At 72.2% G+C, this 25,718-nt stretch carries 20 protein-coding genes; 14 read left to right on the top strand and 6 right to left on the bottom strand.

What is annotated here, in order from left to right:
• Positions 1 to 103 precede the first annotated feature (103 nt).
• Entirely contained in the window at positions 104 to 1,363 is a 1,260-nt protein-coding gene (locus ACFPIJ_RS41810; protein ID WP_380124154.1) for a GDSL-type esterase/lipase family protein, read from the top strand.
• 13 nt (positions 1,364 to 1,376) lie between these two features.
• On the opposite strand, the gene ACFPIJ_RS41805 is transcribed toward ACFPIJ_RS41810, so the two are convergent.
• On the bottom strand, positions 1,377 to 2,516 hold the full coding sequence (locus ACFPIJ_RS41805; protein ID WP_380124152.1) for an epoxide hydrolase family protein: 1,140 nt from the start codon (positions 2,514 to 2,516) through the stop codon (positions 1,377 to 1,379).
• Between the two features lie 63 nt (positions 2,517 to 2,579).
• Entirely contained in the window at positions 2,580 to 4,961 is a 2,382-nt protein-coding gene (locus ACFPIJ_RS41800; protein WP_380124150.1) for a putative bifunctional diguanylate cyclase/phosphodiesterase, read from the bottom strand.
• Between the two features lie 88 nt (positions 4,962 to 5,049).
• Here ACFPIJ_RS41800 and ACFPIJ_RS41795 point away from each other — a divergent pair, with 88 nt between their 5' ends.
• Both ACFPIJ_RS41795 and ACFPIJ_RS41790 read left to right on the top strand, forming a co-directional pair.
• Complete coding sequence (locus tag ACFPIJ_RS41795) at positions 5,050 to 5,325, top strand: YggT family protein (protein WP_380124148.1); 276 nt, start codon at positions 5,050 to 5,052, stop codon at positions 5,323 to 5,325.
• A gap of 379 nt (positions 5,326 to 5,704) precedes the next feature.
• Positions 5,705 to 8,914, top strand: a complete 3,210-nt coding sequence (locus ACFPIJ_RS41790) for a GH92 family glycosyl hydrolase (RefSeq protein WP_380124147.1) — start codon at positions 5,705 to 5,707, stop codon at positions 8,912 to 8,914.
• Positions 8,915 to 9,258: 344 nt separating this feature from the next.
• Here ACFPIJ_RS41790 and ACFPIJ_RS41785 read toward each other — a convergent pair whose 3' ends face one another.
• The 3 genes from ACFPIJ_RS41785 to ACFPIJ_RS41775 all read right to left on the bottom strand — a co-directional run bounded on the left by ACFPIJ_RS41785 (position 9,259) and on the right by ACFPIJ_RS41775 (position 11,209).
• The gene (locus ACFPIJ_RS41785) at positions 9,259 to 9,444 is read right to left on the bottom strand and encodes a hypothetical protein (RefSeq protein WP_380124144.1); all 186 of its coding nucleotides are present in this window, start codon (positions 9,442 to 9,444) and stop codon (positions 9,259 to 9,261) included.
• 573 nt (positions 9,445 to 10,017) lie between these two features.
• Positions 10,018 to 10,500, bottom strand: a complete 483-nt coding sequence (locus ACFPIJ_RS41780; protein WP_380124142.1) for a hypothetical protein — start codon at positions 10,498 to 10,500, stop codon at positions 10,018 to 10,020.
• Positions 10,397 to 11,209 carry a hypothetical protein gene (locus ACFPIJ_RS41775; protein ID WP_380124140.1) on the bottom strand — a complete coding sequence of 271 codons (813 nt, stop codon included), beginning with the start codon at positions 11,207 to 11,209 and terminating at the stop codon, positions 10,397 to 10,399. The genes ACFPIJ_RS41780 and ACFPIJ_RS41775 overlap by 104 nt, the downstream gene beginning before the upstream one ends.
• Before the next feature lie 115 nt (positions 11,210 to 11,324).
• Between ACFPIJ_RS41775 and ACFPIJ_RS41770 the strand changes: the two genes are divergently transcribed.
• From ACFPIJ_RS41770 to ACFPIJ_RS41745, 6 genes are all read left to right on the top strand, one after another.
• Positions 11,325 to 12,128: an alpha/beta hydrolase family protein gene (locus ACFPIJ_RS41770; RefSeq protein WP_380124138.1), complete on the top strand. Its 804-nt coding sequence runs from the start codon at positions 11,325 to 11,327 to the stop codon at positions 12,126 to 12,128.
• Between the two features lie 124 nt (positions 12,129 to 12,252).
• The gene (locus tag ACFPIJ_RS41765; RefSeq protein ID WP_380124136.1) at positions 12,253 to 12,945 is read left to right on the top strand and encodes a hypothetical protein; all 693 of its coding nucleotides are present in this window, start codon (positions 12,253 to 12,255) and stop codon (positions 12,943 to 12,945) included.
• A gap of 18 nt (positions 12,946 to 12,963) precedes the next feature.
• Complete coding sequence (locus ACFPIJ_RS41760; protein WP_380124134.1) at positions 12,964 to 14,955, top strand: sensor histidine kinase; 1,992 nt, start codon at positions 12,964 to 12,966, stop codon at positions 14,953 to 14,955.
• Positions 14,952 to 15,590, top strand: a complete 639-nt coding sequence (locus tag ACFPIJ_RS41755; protein WP_380124132.1) for a response regulator — start codon at positions 14,952 to 14,954, stop codon at positions 15,588 to 15,590. The genes ACFPIJ_RS41760 and ACFPIJ_RS41755 overlap by 4 nt, the downstream gene beginning before the upstream one ends.
• Positions 15,587 to 16,399 carry a GMC oxidoreductase gene (locus ACFPIJ_RS41750; RefSeq protein ID WP_380124130.1) on the top strand — a complete coding sequence of 271 codons (813 nt, stop codon included), beginning with the start codon at positions 15,587 to 15,589 and terminating at the stop codon, positions 16,397 to 16,399. The genes ACFPIJ_RS41755 and ACFPIJ_RS41750 overlap by 4 nt, the downstream gene beginning before the upstream one ends.
• 18 nt (positions 16,400 to 16,417) lie before the next feature.
• Positions 16,418 to 17,035, top strand: coding sequence for a hypothetical protein (locus ACFPIJ_RS41745; protein WP_380124128.1), 618 nt, complete (start codon positions 16,418 to 16,420; stop codon positions 17,033 to 17,035).
• A 3-nt stretch (positions 17,036 to 17,038) separates the two neighbouring features.
• On the opposite strand, the gene ACFPIJ_RS41740 is transcribed toward ACFPIJ_RS41745, so the two are convergent.
• A complete protein-coding gene (locus tag ACFPIJ_RS41740; protein ID WP_380124126.1) occupies positions 17,039 to 17,968 on the bottom strand; it encodes a hypothetical protein in 930 nt (309 codons plus the stop codon).
• An 83-nt stretch (positions 17,969 to 18,051) separates the two neighbouring features.
• On the opposite strand from ACFPIJ_RS41740, the gene ACFPIJ_RS41735 reads away from it, so the two are divergent.
• Genes ACFPIJ_RS41735 through ACFPIJ_RS41715 form a run of 5 tightly spaced genes read left to right on the top strand, consistent with a single transcriptional unit; the run spans position 18,052 to position 25,652 of the window.
• Complete coding sequence (locus ACFPIJ_RS41735; protein ID WP_380124124.1) at positions 18,052 to 19,059, top strand: trypsin-like peptidase domain-containing protein; 1,008 nt, start codon at positions 18,052 to 18,054, stop codon at positions 19,057 to 19,059.
• Between the two features lie 6 nt (positions 19,060 to 19,065).
• Entirely contained in the window at positions 19,066 to 20,025 is a 960-nt protein-coding gene (locus ACFPIJ_RS41730) for an effector-associated domain EAD1-containing protein (RefSeq protein ID WP_380124122.1), read from the top strand.
• Position 20,026: 1 nt separating this feature from the next.
• Positions 20,027 to 20,977, top strand: a complete 951-nt coding sequence (locus tag ACFPIJ_RS41725; protein ID WP_380124120.1) for an AAA family ATPase — start codon at positions 20,027 to 20,029, stop codon at positions 20,975 to 20,977.
• The gene (locus ACFPIJ_RS41720) at positions 20,974 to 22,155 is read left to right on the top strand and encodes a VWA domain-containing protein (protein WP_380124118.1); all 1,182 of its coding nucleotides are present in this window, start codon (positions 20,974 to 20,976) and stop codon (positions 22,153 to 22,155) included. The genes ACFPIJ_RS41725 and ACFPIJ_RS41720 overlap by 4 nt, the downstream gene beginning before the upstream one ends.
• Positions 22,152 to 25,652, top strand: a complete 3,501-nt coding sequence (locus ACFPIJ_RS41715) for an FtsK/SpoIIIE domain-containing protein (RefSeq protein WP_380124115.1) — start codon at positions 22,152 to 22,154, stop codon at positions 25,650 to 25,652. Before ACFPIJ_RS41720 ends, ACFPIJ_RS41715 begins: the two co-directional genes overlap by 4 nt.
• The last annotated feature ends 66 nt before the right edge of the window (positions 25,653 to 25,718 follow it).

Here is a 25,718-nt window from a genome sequence, read left to right as displayed (position 1 = left end):
TGACGGGTGTCGGGATGACATCGTTGACACACTGGCATTGATGCCCTTAGCTGTACGCAGTTCGCCGGTCCGGTCCGCCAGCCAGCCCGAGCAAGGAGCCCGCGTGCGCTCGTACACCCGCGTCATGACCGTCGTCGTGGCCGCCGCCACCACCGTCGGTGCCGTGCTGTTCCCCGCCGTGGCCACGGCCGCGACGCCCGTCCGGATCATGCCGCTGGGCGCGTCGATCACCTGGGGCACCAGCTCCACCGACGGCAACGGCTACCGCGAGGCGCTGCGCAAGCACCTCGTGGACGACGCAGGCCTGACCGTCGACCTGGTCGGCTCGCAGCGCTCCGGCACCGCCGCGGACAACGACAACGAGGGCCATCCCGGGTACCGCGTCGACGGCATCGCGGCCGGGGCCGACGCCTGGGTGGCCGCCGCGCGCCCCGACGTGGTGCTGCTCAACGTCGGCACCAACGACATGCTGCAGAACTACGACCTGCCCAACGCGCCCGCCCGCCTCAGCGCCCTCATCGACCAGATCCTGCGCGCCGCGCCGGCCGCGACGGTCGTGGTGTCGACGCTGGTGCCGAACCCGGACGCGACCGTGGAGAGCCGGGTCCGCGCGTACAACGCCCAGCTGCCCGGCATCGTGCAGGCCAAGGCGGCGGCCGGCAAGAAGGTCCGGCTCGCCGACTTCTACGCCAACCTGACCCTCGCCGACATCGGTCCCGACCGCATCCACCCCACCGACGGCGGATACCTGAAGCTCGCCGACGTCTGGTACTCCGCACTGCAGCCGGTCCTCGGCGCCGGCCGGGCGTGGCCGCTGTTCCGCACCGACTTCGGCGCCGCCGCCCCGCCGCTCACCTGGACCAACACGGTCCAGGCCGCCCGCAACGTCACCGGGTACTGCTGCGGCCTCACCTCGATGGAGTCCGCCCGCCGGGCCGAGATCGCACACGGCGGCACCTACGCCCTCATGTACTCGGGCAACGACACCAGCGCGGCCGGATCGTATTCGTACAACCGGGTGTTCGACGTGCACCTCCCACTCACCGCCGGCACGACGCTGAGCTACTGGATCTATCCGCAGTCCGCCAACGGTACGTACGTCGCCATCGACCTGGCCCTCACCGACGGCCGCTCGCTGCGGGACTCGGGCGCCGTCGACCAGTTCGGGGTCCGCGCCCACCCGCAGTTCCAGGGCGACGGCCGGCGGCTCGTGGTCAACCAGTGGAACCTGGTGCAGGTCAACCTCGCCGGCCTGGCCGGCGGCACCGTCGACCAGCTCCGCGTCGGCTACGACCAGCCCGGCGGCACGGGCACCTTCCGCGGCTACATCGACGACATCCAGATCGTCAACGCGGCGCTCTAGTGCTCAACACGCGCTAGGCGGTGAGGGCCCGGAAGCAGGCGCGGACCTCGGCGACGAACAGCTCCGGCTGCTCGAACGCGGCGAAGTGCCCGCCCAGCCCGGGCTCGCTCCAGTACCGCAGGTCGGTGAACCGCCGGGCGGCCCACCGCCGCGACGGCCGGGGGATCTCCTTCGGGAACACCGTGCCGCCCACCGGCACGCTCACCTCGTCCGTCGTCTCGCCGGCGAAGCGCTGCTGGACGGCCTTGAAGCTCTCCCAGTACAGCCGCGCCGAAGACGCCCCGGTCCCGGGCAGCCAGTACAGCATCAGGTTGTCCAGCAGGTCGTCGTCGGTGAACGTGCGGTGCTCCCAGTCGGTCCACGCCCGGAACTTCTCCACGATCCAGGCGCACAGCGCCGCAGGGGAGTCGACCAGGCCGTAGCCGACGGTCTGCGGGCGGGTCGACTGCTCGAGGGAGTACCCGTCCTCGACCTGTCCGGCCCGTTCGAGGTCCGCGAGGCTGCGCCGTTCCGCGTCCGTCAGGTCGTCGAAGGTCGCCGGATCGGGCGCGGCGAGTGGCGGTACCAGATGCAAACCGATGACACGGTCAGGGTCCTGCTGGGCGATGGCGGTGCTGACACTGGTGCCCCAGTCGTGCCCCTGCGCGGCGAACCGCTCGTAGCCGAGCCCCGCCATCAGCTCGACCCAGGCCCGCCCGATGCGTTCGACCCCCCAGCCGGGGCTCGTGGGCTTGTCGCTGAAGCCGTACCCGGGCAGTGACGGGCACACCACATGGAACGCCGGTCCATCCCCGGCCGGCTCGGTGAGCGCGCCGATGACCTTCCGGAACTCCATCACCGACCCGGGCCACCCGTGGGTCATGACCAGCGGGATCGCGTCCGGGTCGGGGGAGCGCACGTGCAGATGGTGGATCCACAGCCCGTCGACCTCGGTCCGGTACTGGGGCAGCGCGTTCAGCCCTGCCTCGGTGGCGCGCCAGTCGTAGCCGTCGGCCCAGTGCCGGCACAGCTCCCGCACCCGGTCCAGGGGCACGCCCTGCGACCAGCCCGGCCCGGTCTGCGCGTCCGGCCAGCGGGTCGCCCGCAACCGCCGCCGCAGGTCGTCGAGCACCTCGTCGGCGATGTCGATCCGAAACGGCACGCTCCTGCCCATGCCGGCCATCTTCCCCCAGCGCCGGCAACCGGGCTCAGCCGACAGTCGCCGGGTGGGCCGAGTTCAGGTGGGCCGGCAGGTCCTCGGCGGGCATCGGGCGGCCGAAGTGGTAGCCCTGGGCGTAGCGGTACCCGAGCCGCAGCAGCACGTCGGCCTGCGCCTGGGTCTCCACGCCTCGGCGACGGCGCGCAGTCGCAGGCCGTCGCTGATGCCGATGAGGGCCTCGGCGATCACCGAACGTTCACCCTGGTCGGTGATGTTGTCGATGAAGGACTTGTCGACCTTCAGCAGGTCGACCGGGCAGGTGCGCAGCAGGCCGAGCGACGAGTGGCCGGTGCCGAAGTCGTCGAGGGCGACGTTCACGCCGAGCCGCTTGAGCTGGTGCAGCTCCTCCAGGCCGGAGCCGCCGTCGAACACGGCCGTCTCGGTGACCTCGACGGTGAGGTGCCGCGGATGCAGGCCGAAGCGGAGCAGGGTGGCCTGGACCTGCGCGGCGAACCCGGCCTCGCGCAGCTGCCGCGGTGACACGTTGACCGACACGTACTCCAGCGCGCCGAGCTCGTCGCGCCAGCGGGCGGCCTGGCGGCAGGCCTCGGTCAGCACCCACTGGCCGACGGGGACGATGAGGCCGGTGCGTTCCGCGGCCGGGATGAACAGGTCCGGGCGGATCATGCCCCGCTCCGGGTGCTGCCACCGCACGAGCGCCTCCACGGCGACGGTCTGCGCGTCGGACAGCCGCACGATCGGCTGGTAGTGCACCCGCAGCTGCCCGGTGTCCAATGCGACGCGCAGGTCGGCGGCGGTGCGGGCCTGTTCGGCGCTGTGCTGGTCCAGTGCCGGCTCGTAGGTGACCCGGCGGCCCTTGCCCTGGGCCTTCGCCTCGTACATGGCGACGTCCGCGCGGCGCAGCAGCTCCTCCGCGGTCACGGGTTCCTGCTGCTCCTGTCGTTCCTGCCGTTCCTGTCGTTCCTGCCGTTCCTGTCGTTCCTGCCGCTCCTGCTTCTGCTGTGACAGCGCGAGGCCGATGCTGGCCTCCACCACCAGGGCGTGCCCGGCGGCGTCGAGGGGCCGGCGCAGCTCCGTGGTCAGCTCGGTGAGGACCTGCCGCGCCCGCGGTTCGTCCTCGGCGCGGAAGACCAGCGCGTACTCGTCGCCGCCGAGCCGGGCGACCAGGCCCCCCTCGGGCCGCAGCTGCGACAGCCGGGCCGCGACCGCGCTGAGCAGGGCGTCGCCCACGGCGTGGCCGAGGTCGTCGTTGATGCCTTTGAAGTCGTCGACATCGATCAGAGCCACCGCGACCGGACCTGTTTCCAGGGTTTCGCCGGTGTACTGCATGAGCAACCGGCGGTTCGCCAGCCCGGTCAGGGCGTCATGGGTGGCCTGCCAGGCGAGGGTCTGCTGGTACTCCTCGAGCTCCCGCAGCCGGCTGTCGAGCGTGTCGACGAGCACGGCGTTGTCGCGCAGCGCGGCGGCCTGCCGGGCGGCGACGAGCAGGACGAGCACCACCGTGCCGCAGGCCACGCCGAACACGTCGTCGCCCTGGTCGGCCGCATCGGCCAGCAGCAGCACCCCGGTGGCGAAGACGGCCAGGTACGGCACGAACGGCCGCCGCTCGCGCCGGGCCGCCGCCGCCGGCTCGACCCCGGCCGCGCGCCGCTGCCGGTCCGCGGCCAGACACAGGAGGAAGCAGGTCAGGGGCAGGACGACGGGCGTACCGTTGAGATATGGCCGGTCGGTGAGCAGCGGCGTCAGCGCCCCGCCGGTCGCGCCACCGCCGCCGGCGAGCGCCAGCAGGTAGAGGGCGCGCCGGTCGAGCGGGCCGGTGCCGGTGAAGGCGACCTTGATGAAGGCGAACACGCACACCGACCCGGTGGCGATGATCGACAGGACCGCCCAGGTGCCGGTGGTGTTCCCGCCCGACCAGCGTTCCCAGTGGCGGAAGATGAAATGCCAGGCGAAGGTGATGACGGTCACCAGGACAGTGGCGGTGTCGAGGCCGAACCTCAGCCACTCGCCCCGGCCGCGGTGGGCGCCGGGGATCCGGAGCAGGCCCCACAGCATGACCAGCAGGCCCATCAGGTACACCACCGACGTGACCCCGCTCACGTGCTGCGGCGCGACGTGTCCCAGCAGCATGTCGACGCCGTTGCTGGCGCCGCCGAGCCCGATGCCGACCATGCCGAGCCCGATGTGCCGCCAGAACCGCCGTGCGCCCGTCGCCAGGCCCGCCGCAGTGGTGGCCGCCCAGCACGCCCGCACCGCCAGCCCCACCGCCGGCGGCACCGCGAGCCAGCTCACCAGCTGCGGCGTCGGCCGGGTCAACCCCACCACGAACCACGCCTCGGCGAGGATCAGCACGGCGCCGGCCGCGAGCAACAGTCGGGTCGGACGCCAGCCAGCCACACCGCTCACACAGGTCGGCATCGGCACGCCGACCCCGATCATGAATCAAATCTCAGCCGGCACTCAGCAGATCCACAGATCCGTGACGCACAGTTGAATCCACGTCCCACCCGGTCACTGGAGGCACCACATGGGTCTTGTTCTCGGCATCGTGAGTCTGGTGCTGCTGCTGATGCAGGTGTTGCTGATCGCGCGCGCCGTCCTCGACTGGAGCGTCGTGCTCGCCGGCCCGTCGGCGCACGGGTCGGTCCGGTCGCGGGTGACCGCGGGCGTCTTCGCGGTCACGGAGCCGATCCTCGCGCCGGTGCGCCGGGCCCTGCCCCCGCTGCGCATGGGCGGCATGGCGATCGACCTGGCGTTCATCGTGGTGTTCCTGGCGATCGTGATCCTGCGCGCCATCATCTGACGCTGTTCTCACCCCGCGTCTCACCCCGCGCCCGCCGCATTTTGCGGCGGGCGCTCTGCTGTTCGGCGCCGGGAAATTCTGTCGTACCCCGGCGATAGGTTCCTGGGCATGACGGGGATCGACGGCTGTGGCAAATGTCAAGTATTGACAGAACTCGGTGGAGCGACGAACCTTCACGGCAGGAAGCCTCGCAACCTTCCGCCAGATTCGATTGAGCACGCACCTCGGTATCGGCGGCCGAGGGCGGTGACCCTCGCTCGCCCGCCCACCCCCGAGTAGCCCAAAGCCATCCCCCACAGCGACCGGCCACGCAACGGCGCACCGCCAGACGGTGCTGCCGGCGGTGGCGCTCGCCCTGGGACACCTGATCGGAGCGTCTGTGAGAAGACTGCGGTTCAGCACACTGCTGGTGGCGGTCGCGGCGGCGGTCGCCGGCCTGCCCGCGCTGCCGGCGCACGCGGCCGTGCCGGCGGACCTGACCACGCTGGTCAACCCGATGATCGGCACCCAGAAGGAGGGCAACACCTTCCCGGGTGCGGCGCTGCCGTTCGGCATGGTGCAGGTCAGCCCGGACACCGGCCACGGCACGGGGTACAACTACGACCACAGCAAGGTGTGGGGCTTCTCCAACACCCACCTGTCCGGCGTCGGCTGCCCGGTGCAGGGCGAGGTGCCGCTGATGCCGACCGTCGGGGCGGTCAACTCCGCCGACCCCAACACCTACGGGCAGACGCTCAACCACGCCCAGGAGCAGGCGACCGCCGGCTACTACCGGCTCGCGACGCCCAACGGGGTCACCACGGAGCTGACGGCGACGCTGCGCAGCGGCTGGCAGCGATACACGTTCCCGTCGAGCACCCAGGCCAACGTGCTGTTCAACACCGCGCAGGCGCGGGGCAGCGGCACCGGCGCGCAGTCCTCGTCGATCTCGATCGTCAACAGCGACACCGTCGAGGGGTCGGTGACGACGGCCGGGTTCTGCGCCTCGGCGCCGGCGCACACGGTGTACTTCTCGGCCAAGTTCAGCCGGCCGTTCGCGTCGTTCGGCACGTGGTCGGGCACCACGTTCACCGGCGGCAGCCGCACCTCCAGCGGCACCGGCGCCAAGGGCGGCTGGGTCCGCTTCGACACCTCGTCGGACCGCGTCGTCACGGCCAAGGTCGGGCTGTCCTACACCGGGATCGCCGGCGCGCAGGCCAACCTCACCGCGGAGACCAGCGCCGCCGGGTTCAACTTCGACACGATCCGCAACGCCGCCCGGGACACCTGGAACGCGAAGCTGCACAAGGCCGAGGTCGACGGCGGCACCACCGACCGGCAGGTCGCCTTCTACACCTCGCTGTATCACTCGCTGCTGCACCCGAACCTGGCCGGCGACGTCAACGGGCAGTATCGCGGCTTCGACAACGTGGTGCGCACCGCGACCGGCTACACGCCGTATCAGACCTTCTCGCTGTGGGACACGTATCGGGCGCAGAACCAGCTGGTCGCCCTGCTCGAACCGCAGGTCGCCCGGGACTACGGGCTGTCGCTGCTCGCGGTCGACCGTGAGCTCGGCTGGCTGCCGAAGTGGTCCCTCGCCAACACCGAGACGAACACGATGACCGGCGACCCGGTCACGCCGTTCCTCGTCGACCTGTGGGCGCGGGGGCTGCTCAACGGCTACGAGTCGCAGATCTACACCGCGCTGAGGAAGAACGCGACAGCGGTGCCGACGAACATCAACGGGCGCAACGGCAACCCGTACTACGCGTCGCTGGGCTACATCCCGACCGGCGTGACGTGCGGCCCGGTGCTGCCGATGGACCACGACTGCAAGTTCCCGAGCTCCGCCACCCTCGAATACGCGGCGGCCGACTCGTCGCTGGCGATCATGGCTAGGGCGCTGGGCAACACCGCCGACGCCACCATGTTCGAGGCCCGAGGCCAGAACTACCGCAACCTGTTCGACCCGTCGGTCGGCACCTTCCGCCCCCGCAACGCCAACGGCGTCTGGGGCAGCCCGTATTCGCCGACGGACGGCTCGCACACGTTCCACGAGGCCGGCGCGTACCAGTACCAGTGGCTCGTCCCGCAGGACCCGGACGGGCTCGTGTCGCTGCTCGGCGGCAAGACCGCCGCGAACAACCGCCTCGACAGCTTCTTCGCCTACAGCAACCTGCTGACCGACCCGTCGGGGACGGCACACAACACGTGGGTCAACGGCGCCTACGACTACTACAGCTTCACCACGTACAACCCGAACAACGAGCCGGACCTGCTCGCGCCGTACACCTACCTGTGGACGGGCCAGCCGTACAAGACCTCGACGGTGCTGCGGGCCGCGTACACCCTGTTCACCAACGGCCCGAACGGCGTGACCGGCAACGACGACCTGGGCACCATGTCCGCCTGGTACGTGTTCTCGTCGCTGGGCCTCTACCCGCTGATGAACGGCGCCAACTTCTACGGGATCAGCACCCCGCAGTTCCCGTCGGCGAAGGTCACCATCGGCTCGTACGGCAGCCAGCAGGGCGGCACGCTGAACATCACCGCACCGTCGGTCAGCGACAGCAACCGCTACATCGGCACGGCGTCGCTGAACGGCACCGGCTTCAGCCGCACCTGGCTGTCCCAGGCCGACATCGCGCACGGCGGCAACCTCGCCTACACGGTGACGGGCACGCCGGGCACGTGGGGCACCGGCGCCGGCGACACCCCGCCGTCGTCGAACCACACCACGCCGCCCGCCCCGCAGACGAACCTGGCCCTCGGCAAGGCCGCGAGCGGCTCCACCGCGTGCGCCGCCGACGAGTCCGCGGCCAAGGCCGTCAACGGCAGTGTCACCGGCGGCAACACCGACAAGTTCTGCTCCACCGTCGCGGGCGCCTATCTGCAGGTCGACCTCGGCTCCACCCAGACGGTGAACAAGGTCGTCGTCAAGCACGCCGGCGCCGGTGCGGAACCGGCCACCTTGAACACCAAGGCGTTCACCGTGCAGCTGTCCACGGACGGCAGCAGCTGGTCGACCCCGGCGACCGTCACCAACAACGCCGACCCGGTCACCATCCACCAGTTCGCGTCGACCTCGGCGCGATACGTGCGGATCAACGTCACCACCCCGACCCAGACCACCGACGGCGCGACGCGGATCTACGAGCTGGAGGCGTATGGCTCCGCCACGGCACCCGTGAACCTCGCGCTCAACCGCCCCGCCACCGGCAGCACCGCCTGCGGCGCCACCGAGGGCCCCGAGAAGGCGGTCAACGGCAGCACCTCCGGCGGCAACAGCGACAAGTTCTGCTCCGGCGTCGCCGGCGCGTGGCTGCAGGTCGACCTCGGCTCCACCAAGGCGGTCAGCCGCTTCGAGGTGGCCCACGCCCAGGCCGGCGGCGAGTCGGCGGACTACAACACGAAGGCGTTCACCATCCAGGTCTCCAACGACGGCACCACCTGGACCACACCGGTAACCGTCACCGGCAACACCGCGGCCAACACCACGCACACCGTGAGCGGGGTGTCGGGCCGGTACGTCCGGCTCAACATCACCACCCCGACGCAGACGACCGACACCGCGACCCGGATCTACGAGCTGCGCGCGTTCGGCTGAGCCCCCTGGGGCGGGGGAACGCCCCGGCACGGTTTCCTGGGGGACCGTGCCGGGGCGCCTCGCTGTCCGGCGCCTGTTCGCTACCCGGGCCGTTCGCTACCCGGGCCGTTTGTTGCCCGGGCCGTTTGTTGCCCGGGCCGTGTGTTGCCCGGGCCGGACCCGAGCCGCCCGTGTCGTTGAAGCGGGTAGCGCAGGGGCGCGGCCGCCCCCACCCGGTTCGCCCGCCCAACGGCAGGCCTCATGATCAGACAGCAGATCCGGTCGCCCGGGGCCGGCTGGCGACTTCGGTGTGTGAAGGTCTTGTCGAGCGGGTGGTGGCGCGACAAGCCGAAGGATCGCCGGGGTCAGGTGCCCCGGGATCCTTCGGGTTGCGGGCAATCCGGCGACGCCGCCGCATGCCCGGCGTCTGGTCCGACGCTGTCGATGTCCGGACCGGCCTCTTTGCCTGCTTGTGCTGCGCCGGGAGTGGGTTCCCGGTGATCGAAGTCGTCGGATGGCTGTCCGCGCAGCCGGTGCGCGGCTTCGATCATGGTCGCAAGACTATTGGGGCAGGGGTCCGTCACCGTGTCGCGGTTGTGCGCGCCGAAAGCGAGTCGGCCGGCGGCGTGCCCGGGCCGGCGGGCGCGATCGTCTGCTGGCTTCGCTGCCGGAGGAATGCCGTCTGGTGGTCGAAGTCGCGTGCTGGTCGTCCGCGCGGCCGGTGGGCGACTTCGATCAGCGGTGTTGCGGTGCCGCGATGTGGGTGCCGCGAGCGGGTTGGCCGGTGGGCGTTACGGCGCTGGCGGACGGGGCGTCGGCTGGCCTCGCTACCGGTTACCGCCTCGGCGGGCGCGACCGTCGGCTGGCTTCGCTGCCGGACGGATCCCAGCTGGTGATCGAAGTCGCGTGTTGGTCGTCCGCGAGCCTGTTGCGAAATGGCCGGCTCACGTTCCGTGCTGAGAGAAACACGGCTGTGCGGCCCGGTCGCGGCCGATCGGCGGCCGTCGAGGGCCGCGGCGACCGTCGACGAGACGGTTTCCGCCAAAACGCAACAGGCTCCCGCTCGGCCGGTGGGCGACTTCGATCAGCGGGGCTGCGGTGAGTGCGGCCCTGTCGGAACGGGGTCAGCCGGTGATCGGGCGGCGGCGGGTGAGGGTGACCCCGACCGCGGTGAGCCCGGCGGCGATGAGGCCGAGGCCGAGCAGCATCAGGGTGCTGGTCCGGTCTCGGCGTTCGCCGGTCCGGTCGCCGGCCGCGGCGGCCGTGGGCGCGTCGGCGGCGCCGCGGGGCAGGCCCAGCCGGCCGCCGGGCGTGCCGTTCGGCGCCCTGCCGGCCGCCTCGCCGGTGTCGTGGGCCTGGCCCGAGCCGCGGACCTTGTCGATGTCACGGGACCTGCCGGTGCCCCGCGCCGCGTCGGCCTTGCGAGCGGTGCCGGTGTTGCGGGCCGGGCCGGTGCGCGGGACCACCTTCAGCGCGCCGAGCGCCGTCTTGACCTGGGCGCTGTCACCCTTGGCGGCTCCCGGGACGGCGAGGAGCCCGTCGGTGAGGCCGGTGACCGTCGCGGGTGCGGAGGCGGCGCTGGGCGCCGAGTCGCCGGCGCCGGGCACGCCGATCGCGCGGACCGTGAACGTGTAGGTGGCCCCCCTGCGCCACGGACGGCACGTCGCAGCTCGTGGCCGCGTTCGTGCGGGTCCGGCAGGTCTTCGTGGCGTCCTCGGCGGCCGTCGCGACGAAGTGGTCGACGATGCCGGTCGCGCTGACGTCGACCGTCCACGACACGGTCAGTGTCGACGTGGTCGAGCTGCTGTGGGTGACCGTGGTGGTGACCGCCGTCGGTGCGGCCGGCGGGGCGACGGTGGCCGGGGCTGCCGCGACGGTGGCCGTGCCGCCCGGGTCGGTGACGGGCGCCGTGCGTGGTGCCTTCCACGTCGCTTTCGTCTTGGCCTTCGCCCGGTTCTGCGGCGTGACCCGGTTCCGCTGCGCGACCGCGGCGTTGGCCTTGGCCTTCGCTTTGGCTTTGGCCTTCGCCTTGGCGGTCGTCTTGGGCTTGGCCGGAGTCTTGGCGGGGGGTTTCGCGGCGATCCTGCCGGCCTTGCGGCCGCTGGCGGTCCGGTCGCCGCCGGCCGCCTGGACGCCGTGCGTCCGCACCTCCGCGCCACCGTCGGGGCTCGGCCGGTTGAACTGGCCGAGACCCGCGAACGCAGATCCGCCGGTCGCGCCGACGACGGCGATCCCGACGGCTGCCAGCACGAGACCGGCCCGCACGGCTCGTAGCGGGCCACGGCGGACGGGACGCGGGACGGATCTGGTCAGCACAGGAACTCCTATTTCGGACATATGCCTACCGATAGCAAGTTAGCGGTTACTCGGCGTGCCTGGACGACATTCGCCACCATTGCAACCCGCGGTACGTGTCAGCGGTCAGACCAGCATGAAGCGCATCGGGCTCGGCCTGCTCGTCATCGTCCTGCTCGCCGGCTGCGGCGATAAGCCGGCCACCCCGGCGGCAACCCAGGCCACCCCGGCGGCGGGCACGGCGACCCGGGCGGCGGAACCACAGCAGCAGGCGGCACCCAGCCCGACCGACCGGCGCTGTGCCGACCCCGACCTCAACGACAAGCAGGTGGCGTTCCCGGGCACCGGCGGGTTCCTCACCGGCCTGCTGCTCGGCACCGGCCGCACCGTGCTCGTCCTCGCACCGCAGGCCTCCGCCGACGCCTGCTCCTGGCTGTCCTGGGCCCGCCAGCAGGCCGCCGCCGGCTACCGCGTCCTCGCGCTCGACTTCGCCGGCGAGGGCCGCTCGCAGCGCGGCACCGGCAGTAAGGCGTCCGCCGACGTGCTGTCGGCGGTGGCGTACGCGCGCACCCTGAACGTCGAACGGGTCGTCCTCGTCGGCGCCTCCCGTGGCGGCACCGCCGTCCTCGTCGCGGCGGCTGACGCCAGCCCGCCGGTGACGGCCGTGGTGAGCCTGTCCGCCCCCGACACCTACGCGGGCGAGAGTGCCGCCGCGGCGGCGCCCCGGATCACCGTCCCGGTCCTGTACGTGGCGGCCACCGGCGAGTCTGCCTTCGCCGCGGCGGCCCAGACGATGTACGACGCCACCACCGACCCGCGCCGCCGGATCGCCCTCGTCCCCGGCAGCCTGCACGGCACGTCGCTACTGACCATCACCGCCGCCGGCACCGTGGAGGCCACCAAGGCGGTGACGGACTTCCTGACCCAGGTCGCCAGTTGACCTTGGACAATCCGACTGCCTATGACCAGTCAGATTGTCCAAGGTCAACAAGTACCAGCGACCCGGGCGCCCGTGACGCCGCGACCCATGCGGCCCGGGACACCTGCCCGGCACGGTCACTGGCATGGACAACGGAACCAGATCAACCAGGGCCTGGGCGCTCACCGGCGCCGCCGGCGGGCTCATCGGGCTCGTCGGCCTCTTCCTCGGCGCGAACCTGACCGCCGATGTCGGCGACGGCATCAAGGACAACGCCCAACTCGTCGCCGCGATCGCCGGGCATCGCGACCTTGTCTGGCTGTACCAGGTCAGCTGCGTGGCCGCGGCGGTCTGCCTGGTCGTGTTCGCGGCCGGGCTGCGCCGGCATCTCGCGGTGCAGGAGCCGGCCGGCAGCCTCGTGCCCGCGGTCGCGGCCGCCGGGGTGGGGCTCGTCGCGGCCGTGGCACTCATCGGCGGCGGTATCTGCACCGAGCTGTACTGGGCGCTCGGCGAACCCGACCGCTGGGACCCCGACACGATCGCGGCGATGGTCGAGGTCTACAACACGATCGCCTGGCTGTGGGCGGGTGCCGGGCTCGCCGCCGCGGCGGTCGCCGTGGGCGGGTTCCGGCACGGGTCGGTGAGCCGGTGGCTGGCGGGCGTCAGCGTCCTGCTCGCGCTGCTCGTCGCCGCGACCCAGGCGTTCCCGGCCCAGTACGGCGCGCTGTTCCCGGGCGCCCTGTGGGTCGTTGTCGCCGGGGTCGGCCTGGGTGCGGGCGGGACGTCCCGCGCGCACCCAGCGGGCGGGACAATGTCCCGCGACGGCGGGACACCGTGATCGTTAGGGTCTGAGGCGATGCACCGTGCAGCCTGGGCCACCCTCGCCGTCGCGGGCGTGGCGGGCTGGCTGGCCATCGGCAACGGCGCCCCGCCCGCCGGCGTCAGCCACCTGCTGTCCGTCGCCGCGTGCGCGGTGGCGGGCGGTCTGGTGCTGCGGCAGCGGCCGGCCAACCCCCTCGGCCGGCTGCTGCTGCTCGGCGCCGCAGGCTTCGCGCTCCTGGAGGCGTTCGGCCAGTACGCGATCCGCGGCCTGCCGGGCGCGACCGCGGCGGCGTGGCCGCAGACCTGGCTGTGGGTGCCGGCGAACCTGGCGCTCGCCGCGCTGCCCGCGTTCTTCCCCGGCGAACGGCCCGGGAAGTGGATGACCCGGGCGCTGTGGACCGTCGCCGCGCTCGGAGTGGTCGCGGCGGTCGCCGGGGCGCTGCGACCCGGGCACAACGACCAGGTCGGCCCCGACGGGCTGCCGAACCCGCTCGGCGTCGCGGGGTTCGAAGCAGCGGCCAAGGCCGCCGAGGCCGGGTTCACCGTCAGCGCCGGGGTGCTGTTCGTCGCGGGCGCGGCCGGGGTCGTCATCGAGGCGGCCACGGCGACCGGTGCGCGACGGGCCCGGGCGCGCTGGCTGGCGTACTCGATCGGGCTGGTCGCGCTCGTCGTCGTCGGCCGGTTCGCGGCCGGGCTCGCCGACGCGGACCCGGACCGGATCTGGCCCGCCGAGGCCGGCTGGTGGGATCTCGCCGGCAGCGTCTCCCTCGCGTCCGTCCCGGCCGGCATCGGCGTCGCCGTGCTGCGGCACCGGCTGTTCGACATCGACCTGCTGATCAGCCGCACCGTGGTGTTCGTCGTGCTGACCGGCGGCGTCGGCGGCGCGTATCTCGTCATTGTCGGCTACCTGGGTGCCTCATCCGTGGTGGCCGCGGTCGCTGCCGCCCTCGTCTTCGGCACGGCCCGCCAGCAGGTGCAGCGTCGCGTGAACCTGCTGGTGTACGGCGAGCGCGACGACCCGTACACCGTGCTCACCAGGCTCGGCGAGCGGCTCGCGCAGGTCCAGGATCCCCTGGCGGTCCTGGCCACGAGCACCGCCACCGTCCGCGATGCGCTCCAGCTGTCCTATGTGCGCATCGACGCGGACGGCGGGCGCACCGCCGAGACCGGCACCCGCCCCGCGCACCCGGCGCGCCTGCCGCTCGTGGCGGGCGGGGTCACGGTCGGCGAGCTGCTGATCGGCCCGCGCCCCGGTGAGGCCGCGCTCGGCCCCCGGGACCTGCGGCTGCTGACCGACGTCGCCCGGCACATCGGCCCGGCCGTGCAGGCGGGGCGCTATGCCGCGGACCTGCAGCGGTCCCGGGAGCAGCTCGTCCAGGCCCGCGAGGAGGAGCGCCGCCGGCTGCGCCGGGACCTGCACGACGGCCTCGGCCCGACCCTCGCCGGCCTCACCATGCGCGCCGAGGCGGCCCTCGCGCTCGGCGCCGGCGAGGCCGCCGCGCCGCTGCTGGAGGAGATCGTCCGCGACGCGGAGACCGCCGTCGCCGACGTGCGGCGGCTCGTCGAGGGACTCCGCCCGCCGGCCCTGGACACGCTCGGGCTGTCCGGTGCCCTCACCGCCCACCTGGCGGGCTGGCCGGCCGGCGGCCCGCAGGTCGTCGTCGCGGCGCCATCCGACCTGCCCGCGCTGCCCGCGGCGGTGGAGGTCGCCGCGTACCGCATCGCGATCGAAGCCCTCGCCAACGCCCGCCGCCACGCCGGCGCCACCGACGTCCGGCTGGCGTTGCGGCTGGACGGCGGCTGGCTGCGGCTGTCAGTCACCGACAACGGGCGCTTCCGGCCCGCGATGACCGAAAGCCCCCCGGCCGCGATGACACAAAGCCTCCCGGCCGCGATGACCGAAACGGGGGTCGGGATGCACTCGATGCGTGAGCGCGCCGCCGAGCTCGGCGGCACCTTCGACGTGGTGTCGGCGGAGACCGGCACCACCGTGAGCGCCCGCCTGCCGGTAGGGGAGCAGCCATGACCGTCCGGGTCCTCATCGTCGACGACCATGCGCAGTTCCGGGCCGGGCTGCGGGCGCTGCTCGCCACCGCCGACGAGGTCGAGGTCTGCGGCGAGGCGGCCAGCGGCGAGGAGGCCCTCACCGCGCTCGCCCGCCACCAGCCCGACGTGGTGCTGCTCGACCTCGCGATGCCCGGCATGGGCGGGATCGCCGCCACCCAGCGGATCCTGGAGACCAACCCGCACGTGCGGGTCCTGGTGCTGAGCATGGCCGACGACGACGACTCGGTCTTCGCCGCGCTGCGCGCCGGGGCCCGCGGCTACGTGCTCAAGGGCGCCCGGCGGGTCGAGATCATCCGAGCGATCCGGGTCGTCGCCGACGGCGAGGCGATCTTCGGCCCGGCGATCGCAACCCGGCTGATGGGCTACTTCGCCAACGTCGACCGGGAGCCGCCCGCCGCCACCATCCCCGGCCTGACCCAGCGCGAGCACGAGATCCTCGCGCTCGTCGCCCAGCACCTGACGAACCCGCAGATCGCTGCCCGGCTCGGGCTGAGCCAGAAGACGGTCCGCAACCACGTCTCCAACATCTTCGCCAAGCTGCAGGTCGCCGACCGGGCCCAGGCGATCGACCTGGCCCGCGAGGCCGGCCTGTGATCATCTATTCCCCGGTTCCGCGGCGGTGCCGCCAGGATTACCCGCACCACGGCGAAATCGGCGACCTGGAGCTCGGCGCGATCTATCTGGCCGGCCTCGACGAGCGCAGCCAGGGGCAGTTCCACGTGCAGCTGACCGTGCTCGCGGACCGCGACCCGCAGCGCAACGCGCAGACGGCGGCCCGGCACATGCCCGACGTCGTGGCCACGGCCACCCCGGAGCAGCTGCGCTCCTCGACCGATCATGTCGTGTTCGTCTGCGCGGTCCTCGGCGAGCTCGACGCCGACAACCCCGACAACTGGCTGCACCGGCACCCCGACGGCCCCACCGCCGCGGACCCGACGAGCAACGTGCTGCTCCAGGTCGTGCAGAACGACCGCGACGCGTCCACCTGGGACACGATGGACACCGCGACGTTCGCGATGCTGGAGGAGGTCCTGTCGATCAAGGGCCCGGACCGGGTCGAGTACTGGCACGTCGACCCCGACGGCCGGCACGGCCGCTGGCTGCCGCAACGCCCGTCCACCGAGCAGATCCGGGTCCCGGCCCTGGTGCACGAGGGCTCCACGATGTGGATCGGCGAGCACGAGGACGCCCCGGTCGGCCTGGACTACCGGCCCCGCGGCGTCGACAACGTCTACGTCACGGGTCGCTCTCTGTGGCCGCGCGGCGGGTCGTGGAACCCGACGATGACGATGGTCGCGCTCGCGCAGCACCTCGCCGACCTGCGCACCGACGAGGCGAAGAACCGGGTCCGCGACCCTTACGGTTCCCTCGAACAGCGGCACACCCCGTACACCATGTCTTAGGGCATCTATCCTTCAGCGGTGGACTGGCTCGATTACCTCGGCTGGGCCGGCTCGGCGGTGCTCGTCTGGTCGCTGTCCCAGGCCCGGATCCTGCGGCTGCGGGTGCTGAACCTGATCGGGTCCGTCGTCCTCGTGGTCTACAACGCCGCGTTGAGTGTCTGGCCGATGGTCGGCCTCAACGTGGCGATGACCGGCATCAACGCCTATCACCTGTACAAGATGCTGAGGACCCGGCACGACGAGGCGACGTACACCGTCGTGCAGGTCGGCACCGACGACACGTTTCTCGCCCACGTGCTGCGCGTGCACTGGGCGGACCTGGCGAAGTTCAATCCGTCGTTCCGCTTCGACGACGCCCCCGACCGGACCGCGTTCCTCACCATGCGCGGCGACGAGGTCGTCGGGGTGCTGTTCCTGCGGCCGGCGGGGGACGGCGTCGCGCAGATCGAGCTCGACTACGTCACGAAACGCTTCCGCGACCTCAGTCCCGGCGAGTTCGTGTTCCGCGACAGTGGCCTGCTGACCGGCCGCGGCTACCACCGCGTGCTGACCCCGCCGGGGATGGTCGCCCCGTACTACGGCCGTCTCGGCTTCCAGCGTCACGGCGACCACTACGAGCTGGAACTGCCCGCCTGATTGTCAGCACGTCTTGACCGGCTTCACCCGGACCAGGTCGGCGCCGGTGAGCACGTCGACGTCGCCGCTGTCGGCGCGCCGGATCCGTACCGCGCCGTCCGCGGTGGACGCCAGGAGCACGCCGCAGGTCACCGAGCCGTCTGGGCGGGTGACCTGCACCGGGGTCGACGCGGCCGGCGTGTCCGGGCCGAAGATCGTCACGCCCACCGCGACCGCGAGCACGGCGACCGTCGCGACCGCGGCGCGGACCGCCTGGCGGAGCCGGTCGACCGCGAGCACGGCCCGGCCCTGATACCGCTCGTACCACTCCCGCAGCCGCTCGTTGTCGTCCACCAGCCGGGTGACGGGCCACCCGTGCGCGGCCTGGTACGCGCGGGCGATGGCGAGCGCGGCACACCCGAGCGCGGCCGCGAACGCCAGTCCGGCCAGCCACTGGGCCCACGGTTCGAGGCCCCGGATCGCGTCCCGGCCGACCGCCGGCACGACCAGCCCGACCAGCCCGATGAGCGCGACCACGCCTGCCGTCCACTTGTCCGCGGCTGCCCGCACCGCCTGTAACTGCCCCTGCAGCTCCGTCCGGTACGCGGTGGCGGCGACGAGCAGGTGCGCGTCGGTGACCGGTTCGAGCGTCACCGAGCCGTCGTCCGCGATCGTTGCTGTGACTCCCCATTCCCGGCCGCAGCCGTCGGTCACCCCGTCGGGCCGGCCGGTGTGCGCACCGCTGCAGCAGCACGGAACCGACACGGTCAACGTCCGGGGCGCCGGGCCGATGCTCTCCAGCGACGTCGTCACCAGCGTCAGGTTTGCCGCCGTCGGGTCGCCGCACGCTGGGCAGGCGCCGCTGAGCACCAGTTCGGTGCCTTGCCTGCGGCCCGTCCATCCGGACAGCCGGCCCGTAGTGGCGGTGATCCGCTTCCGCTCGTACGACGTCATCGGGACAGTATGTCGATGCGTCGACCGTTAGGGAGGAGTCGACACACGCACGGTTGTCGTACAGTGACAGGCGCTCCGGACGGTTGATCGAAGGTGGTGCCGCAATCTCCAGTCCACTGACCGGCCGCCGCCTCGGTGACCTGTCCGAGGCGCTGCTGGCCGCGTATCCGAACCGCACTGACCTGGATCAACTGGTCTTCTTCTCCCTCGACCGGCGGCTGTCGGACTACGTCGGCGACGCCGTCGGCCAGCGTCAGGCGGTGTTTGCGCTGATCACCGCGGCCCGGGCCGAGGGTTGGCTGGCGGCGCTCGTCGACGCGGTGTTCCTCGACCGCGGCGGCAACCCCCTGGTCCGCGAGTGGGTCGCCGCCAACGGCTCGCTGTCCGTGGCGGCGTCCGGGCAGGATTACGCCACCGACGACGTCCGGCTCGAACGCACCATCCGCGGCCACGTGCCTGACCTGGACCCGGCAGTGCTGCGCCGGCGGCTCGAGGACGCCGAGGGCCGCGTCTGCCGGATCGAGACCGACACCCCGGCCGGCCCCCGCCCGCTCGGCACCGGCGTGCTCGTCGGACCCGGGTTATGCCTCACGGCGCAGCATGTGATCGCCGGCGTCCAGGGCGTCGACGTCCGGCTGCGCTTCGACTACCGGTCCGCCACCGCAACCGGGCACGTGTTCGCTCTGGAGCAGGACTGGTTCGCCACCGGCGATCCGCAGTTGGACTTCGCCGTCCTGCGGGTCGACGGGAAACTCGGTGGCGAACCGCGCGGCTGGGTCGAGTCGGTGCGGGTCGACGCGCCCGAGCCCTACGAGGACCTGTTCCTGCTGCATCATCCCGAGGGTGGGCCGCTGCGCATGTCGATCGGCCCACTGCTCGACGTTGACGTCGACGGCACCCGGCTGCGCCACGCGGTCAACACCGCCCCCGGATCGTCCGGCGCGCCGTGCTTCGACACCAGGCTCGCTCTCGTCGCGATGCACCAGGGCGGCGACCCCGACATCCGCCCGCAGCACCGCCCAACCCACAACCGGGCGGTCCCGATCACCGCGATCCGGCGCGCCCTGCCGCCGGACCTCGCCGCGTTCTGAGCCCGCATGCAGCGCCTCCAACTCGGCCGGCTGAAGGACGCGATGATCGACGCGTATCCGGACCGCACCGACCTGGACCTGCTGATGCTGGGGCTCGGCCGCAGCCGGGCAATGCTTGTCGGCGACGGTGTCGGCACCAAGGAAGTCGTCCTCAGGATGATCCAGTCGGCGCATTCGGAGGGCTGGCTCGGCGACCTCGTCCACGCCGTCATCGAGGACCGGCCCAACAACCAGCTCGTGCGGCAGTTCGCCGTCGCGGACGGGCGGGTGGCGGCGGTCGCGTCCGGGCTTGCGGTCCCGACCAACGTGCGGCGCCTGGACTCCGCACACTTCGACCTCGACGCCGCCCGGGACCTGATCCACGAGCGGACACTCGACCACCCGCCAGGCCTGCTCGGGCTGCGCCTCACCACCCGCGACGACATCCTCGTCGGCAAGCTGTGCTCGTGGCTGCAGGACTGCCTCGGCGACGTCGAGCCCGTGCGCCCGATGACCCTGCAACCGGAGTACGGCGAGGCGGACACCTGGGTCAAGCAGGTCCTGCAGCACGCGCCCGGCCCCGACGACGGCGGCAAGCTCTGGTCCGTGCGCATCGACCGGGCATCACCGGAGTCGGTGCGCGACTTCTGGGACGGCGTCCGGGGCCGGTGCCCCCCGCTGGAGCGGTGGTTCGTCCTGGTCTTCACCGACGTGCCCGGCGGGGCCTGTCCCGAGGGTGTCGTCGACCTGGGCCAACCCGCGTTCAAACCGCGTGACGTGTCGAAGTGGGCGCGGGAGGTGCTCGCGGACCTCGGTTGGGACGCCGCGCTGCGGATCCCGTGGAGCCGCTACGTCGAACGCGAGGCGGCCGTCGCCGGTGACCTGAACATCCTGCTCACCTACGGCGCGCTCGACAAGAGCATCGTGGCCCTGCGCAGGGACCCGGACCCGGAACGATTCCTGCACTGGCTGGAGAAGGTGGGCTGACGTGTACGTGCGCCGCAGTGTCGACACTTCGATGCGCCTGGACGTGGGCACCCAGCCCCCGCCGTCGCGGCCGGTCGAGGATGCCGAGGTCCACCCGATCGTCGAGACGGAGCCGCCGACGCGGGTGCTGCACCGCGAGCCATACCTGCTGACACCGCAATTGTGCGAGGCGGTCAACGTCTCGATCACGCTCGGCCGGCCGCTGCTGCTGCAGGGCGACCCCGGCGTCGGCAAGACCCGGCTGGCGCACGCCGTCGCCTATCATCTCGGGCTGCCGCTGGAGCAGGCGCACATCAAGTCGACCAGCCGCGGCCGGGACCTGCTGTACACCTTCGACGCCGTGCGCCGGCTGTCCGACGCGCAGCTCGGCGGCCTCGGCGCGGCGCTGCCGGACCCGGGCACCTACGTCCGGTTCGGCCCGCTCGGCCGGGCCATCGTCCGTGCCTCCTACGGCCGCCGGTCGGTGCTGCTCATCGATGAGATCGACAAGGCCGACCTGGACTTCCCCAACGACCTGCTCCGCGAGCTCGACGAGCTGCGCTTCGAGATCGACGAGATCCCCGGCGAACGGCACCAGGTCCCACCGGACCGGCCCGACCTGCGCCCGCTCATCATCGTCACCAACAACGAGGAGAAGCAGCTGCCGGGCGCGTTCCTGCGTCGGTGCGTGTTCCACTTCGTGGAATTCCCCGGCGACCGCCTCGACGAGATCCTCGCCATGCACGGCATCGAGAGCGCCCAGCTCCGGCAGCAGGCGATCGACGTGGTGCAGCGCCTGCACGCGATGGGGCTCAACCGCAAACCGGGTCTCAGCGAGCTCCTCGACTGGGCCGAGTGCCTCCAGGCCGACAGCGTCGACCCGGCCACTCTGACAACCCTGCCGAACGGCGGCGCGTTGCTGAAGCAGCGCGCCGACCAGATCAAGGCCGTGGAACGGTTCAGCACGCCGTGAACGCGCCGATGCCGTCGTTCGTCCGTGGGCTCGTCACCCGGCTCCGCCGGCGTGGCCTGCCCCTCGGTGTCGACGACTGCGCCGCGCTGCGGACCGCGCTCGCCGCCGGGCACGGCCTGGAGTCGACCGAAGCGCTGCGCGACCTGTGCATCACGCTGTGGGCCAAGTCGCCGCGCGACGCCGAGCTGATCGGCGCCGCGCTGCACCTGGCGGATCCGCCCGCCTGGGTCGTTTCCCCAGTTGCTCGTTCCGCGGGCGTCCAGGCCGACCCGCCGGCGCCGGTCGCCGCGCCGTCGGAGCCCGGACCCGCCGCCGATCCGGTGCCGATCACACCCGTGCCGTCGGCGGAGCTGGCCATCGTGCGGCCGCCGCGACCCGCCGACGTGACCGAGCCGCCCCGATCGGGGATCCCGTCGCCGTTCCTCGTCCTCCGGCCGCAGTACCCGGTTTCCGAGCGGGAGGTCGCGCAGATCTGGCGCCGGCTGCGCCGCCCGGTCCGTCAGGGGCCGCCGACCGAGCTCGACCTCGACGCGACCCTGGACCGCTACGCCCGCACCGGCGTGGTCACCTCACCCGTGCTCGTGCCGCCCCGGGCGAACACGGCCCGGCTGCTCCTGCTCGTGGACCGGGACGGGTCGATGACGCCGTACCACGGTCTCGTCGATCACGTGGTGAGCTCGATCGTCCGGGCCGGGCGCCTCGACGCCATCACCGTCGCGTACTTCCGCAACACACCCGGCCGGAGCCTCGACCGCAGCGCGCTCGCGGCCCTGCCCGGAACGGTCACCGCCGAGCTCGACCCGATCCTGGACCGCATCCCCGCCCTCGGCACCGGCCGGGTCTACCGCGACCCTGCGATGCTGACCCCGTGGCCCGTGGCCGACCTCCTCGACGCCGTCACCGGCGGCTCGGCCGTGGTGGTGATCAGCGACGCGGGCGCGCTGCGCGGCTCGTTCGTCATGACGCGGCTCTTCGACACCGTGGCGCTCCTGCTCGCGGTCGTCGCCCGCGGCGCGGCCGTCGCCTGGCTCAACCCGGTCGACGCCGACCGCTGGCCCGACACCACCGCCGGCCAGATCGCCCGGCACGTGCCGATGTACCCCCTCACCCGCGACGGCATGTACGGCGCGGTCGACGCCCTCCGCGGCCACCCCGTGCCGGTCGAGCGTCCGCTGTGAGCGCCTACGGGCACGTGTCGACGGCCGCCGCCCGCCTCGCGCAGGCACGGGCAACGCTGCCGCCGGGCGCGCTCGAACTGGCCTGCCACGCCGCCGTCCCGGTCGCCGTCGACCCGACCCTGCTGCACCTGCTGCGGATCAACTTCTTCGTCGACCCGCCACACGACCTGCCATGGACGGTCGAGGCCGCGCTGCTGACCTCGCCGCTGTTCCGCGACCTCGGCGGCGGCCTGTACGAGATCGACGACGACCTGCGCCGGCACCTGCTCATCAGCCTGCGCACCGCGTATCCACCGGACCGCACCGTGCAGGTGGCGCTGCTGCTGGAACGGTACTGCGACCGCCCCGACGTGTGGAGCGCCCACCCGTTCCTGGCACAGGCCCAGCAGCTGACCGCCATCGGCATCATCGACCCTCCAGCTGCGTCCCGCTGGCTTTCGGACGCGGCGGCGGATTCCGGTGTACAGGTGGGCCTGTCCAAGGACTGGTTCGTGGCCATGCGGGGACGCCTCGACCGGCAACCCGACCCGTCCCGCAGCCTCACCGACGAGATCCAGGACGAGATCGACCGCCTACCGTCCGACGCGGCGGTCCGGCGACTCGCGGAGCTGGGGCTCCTGCCCGGCGCCGACGTCGACCTGATCCGCGCCGAGCTGCGGACCGTGACCTCGGAGGCGGCGGCCGGGGCCCTCGCCGTCCTGGGTCCGCTGCCCGACGTCGATGTCGTCGCCTTCGACGCAGCCGCTGGTCCGATGCCGCTGACCGACCTGCTCGGCATGCCGTTCCCGCAGCGGTTCGACCCGGTCCGGCAGTGGGCGCCCCGGACCGGTCTGTCGATTCCGTTCGGCGTCGACGCCGGCGGAGTGCCGGTCCTGCTCGACTTCGACATGCCCGGGTTGGGTCTGCTGACCGCCGTGGACGGGGGCGGGCGCCGTGAGCTGCTGCGCACGATCGTGCTCGCCCTCGCCGCGACCGCGCACCCTGATCAACTCCACTTGCTCCTGATCGACGGCAATGTCGCCAAGACGCTCGAATCGCTCTCCTCGTTGCCACACGTCGTCGGATTTCACCGGGGGCCGGCGACGCCGATCGGTGCCCGCCACCTGATGAGCGACATCGATCGGTATCTGGAGCGCCGCGCCGGGGCCGGGTCCGGGGCACAGCCTCGGCTGGTGGTGGTCGTCGACGAGTTCGAGAACCTGTCCCGCCACTCCAGCCGGTTCGCCCCTCTGCTGGCGATCGGCAGGCATCCCGGGGTGCATGTGCTGCTGGCCTCGCGCGTCGATCCCACCATGCTGCGGAATCCCGGGGGCAGCATCCCGGACTGGCGCATCGACCTCGGCTCCGCGACGACGCCCGGACACGGCACCTTGTCCGCCGACGGCCAGCGACGGGATTTCGCGGCCGCGGCCACGTTCGTGTGGAGGGGCCCGGACGGCAACGAGACGGTGCTGCAGTGGTTGACGGCAAGCCTCGTGGCCGGACATGCCCCGAACGCATGGGTCACGGTGCCGACGCCGGACCGCAGGCCCGCTTTGTTCGACCTGATCGGCACGCCGCGGCAGGTCCCCGGCCGGGGTCTCGCGGCGGGCGGGAGTTCCGTATACGCCGTGCTGGGCATCGTGAGCAGCCCGGACGGCCTTGACTACGCACCGTTGCGGGTCGACCTTGCGGACGGCAATCTCGCGGTCGTCGGGTCGTCCGCGGTCGCGACAACCGACGTCCTGCTCGCCGCGGTGCTGTCACTCGCGTTGACGCGGACCCCGCAGGAGGCGCACTTCGTCCTCATCGACGGCAGCGGCGGCCTGTCACCGCTGGCCGGGCTGCCGCACGTCCGGCTCGTCGCCGACGGAAACCTGGCCATGGAATCCATGGACGCGGTCGACCTGGTGCTGGACCTGGTGACGCGGCGCGCCGCCAGCACCACCGACGAGCCGGAAGCCCGCGTCTTCCTCGTCATCGACGACTGGAACGGCGCGAAACTGGACCGGACGCGGCTTGCCGCGATCGCCGGTGACGGACCCGGACAGCGGGTTCACCTGCTGGCGTCCGCCAGGACCTGGACCGTGTCCACCATCCTGCAGCAGTTCGCGAACAAGATCGAGCTGGCGTTGGACGACCCACCAGGTTCGGTGATCGACCCTGCCCGGGCCGCGGAACTGTCGTTGGAGCGGGTCGACACCGGTCTGGTGGCGGGCGGGAGGTACTTCATTCCCGCGCTCGTCGGCGAGGACGGGTTCTCCAACGCCGCTGCCGCCGAAGCGCTCGCCGCCCGGATCGCCGACGGCTGGGACGGCCCGGTCGCCCGCGACCTGTGGATTCCCGAGATCGCGCCACGGAACTACTACTTCATCAGCCACGTCGACGGAGGACCGTCGACCTACGGGCGCCGGTTGCACATCGATCTCAGTGCCGAGGTGCGGGTGCTGGCCGGTGTCACCTACGACGTCGAGGTCGGCACCGCGGTGTTCGCGCTGCCGGCAGGGACGGCGGGAGCCGCACGGATCGAGGAGACGCTGAGCGTCTGCCAGATGTTCATCGGCGTCGACGGCGCGGGTTACTTCGATGATCCCGCCTGCGCACAGCAGTGGAACCTCTTCCACACCAGGGATGGCGCCGCCGCCGCAGTGCGCGTGGTGACCGAGGAACTGGACGGCGTGCGCCACCACGCGCTGGTGAGCCGGCTCGCGGAGGAGATCGTGGCGAACGCGCGGGCGCAGCCGGTTCCCGAGGCGAAGCCTGCCCGCCGGCTCGCTGAGATGCCGGCCATCTTTCCTTTGCCGGGCCCGCGTCGTGCGTTGGTGATCGGAACCTCCAAGTATCGCGACCGGAAACTCGTCGATCTGCCCGACGCGCTGCTGCACGCTGCTGCGTTGGCGGGGGTCCTCGGCGATCCGGGCCTCGGTGGCTTCACGGTCAGCACACTGTTCGATCGTGGGACGTACGAGTTCCAACTGACGGTCACGGAGTTTCTGACATCACGTGAACCGGATGATCATGTCCTGCTGTATCTGGCCGGACTCAGCCTCCGCGACATCCGCGGGCAGCGGGTGTTCGCGACCATCGACACCGACAGCGAGCGTCTGCCGGAGTCCGGCATCGAGTTGGCGTGGCTGATCCGCCAGCTGAACAACTGCCGGGCGCGACGGCAGATCGTGATCGTGGACTGCTGCACCGAGCTGCGCAGTGAGCATCTCTACGAGTTGGAGCCATTGCTTGATCCGATGCCTTCCGGGAGCAGTCGAACGGTCCTGACCAGCACGTATCTGCGGGGAAGGCCGTCCTCCACGTTCACTGCGGCGTTGGTGGAGGGCTTGCGGACGGGCGACGCCGACAGCGACGGCGACGGGCGGATCGCGGCGGACGAGGCTTTCCAGTACGCGTTGTCAAAGGTCCGTGACATCGGCCTCGTCACGACCCCGAGCATGAGCGTGTATGGCTCGATGGAGAAGTTCGTGCTGGCCAAGACGGCACGCCGCAGCCGCCGGCTCGGCTAGGACCGGGGCCGGCCAGGACTGCGGGTAATCGCCCGATCGACTAGCCTCTCCAAGGCCATCGGGGGA

Source organism: Dactylosporangium cerinum (assembly GCF_042653625.1).
GTDB classification, from domain to species: Bacteria; Actinomycetota; Actinomycetes; order Mycobacteriales; family Micromonosporaceae; genus Dactylosporangium; species Dactylosporangium cerinum.
The sequence above is the reverse complement of the archived record's forward strand: the minus strand, read 5'-3'. Positions and strand labels throughout refer to the sequence as shown.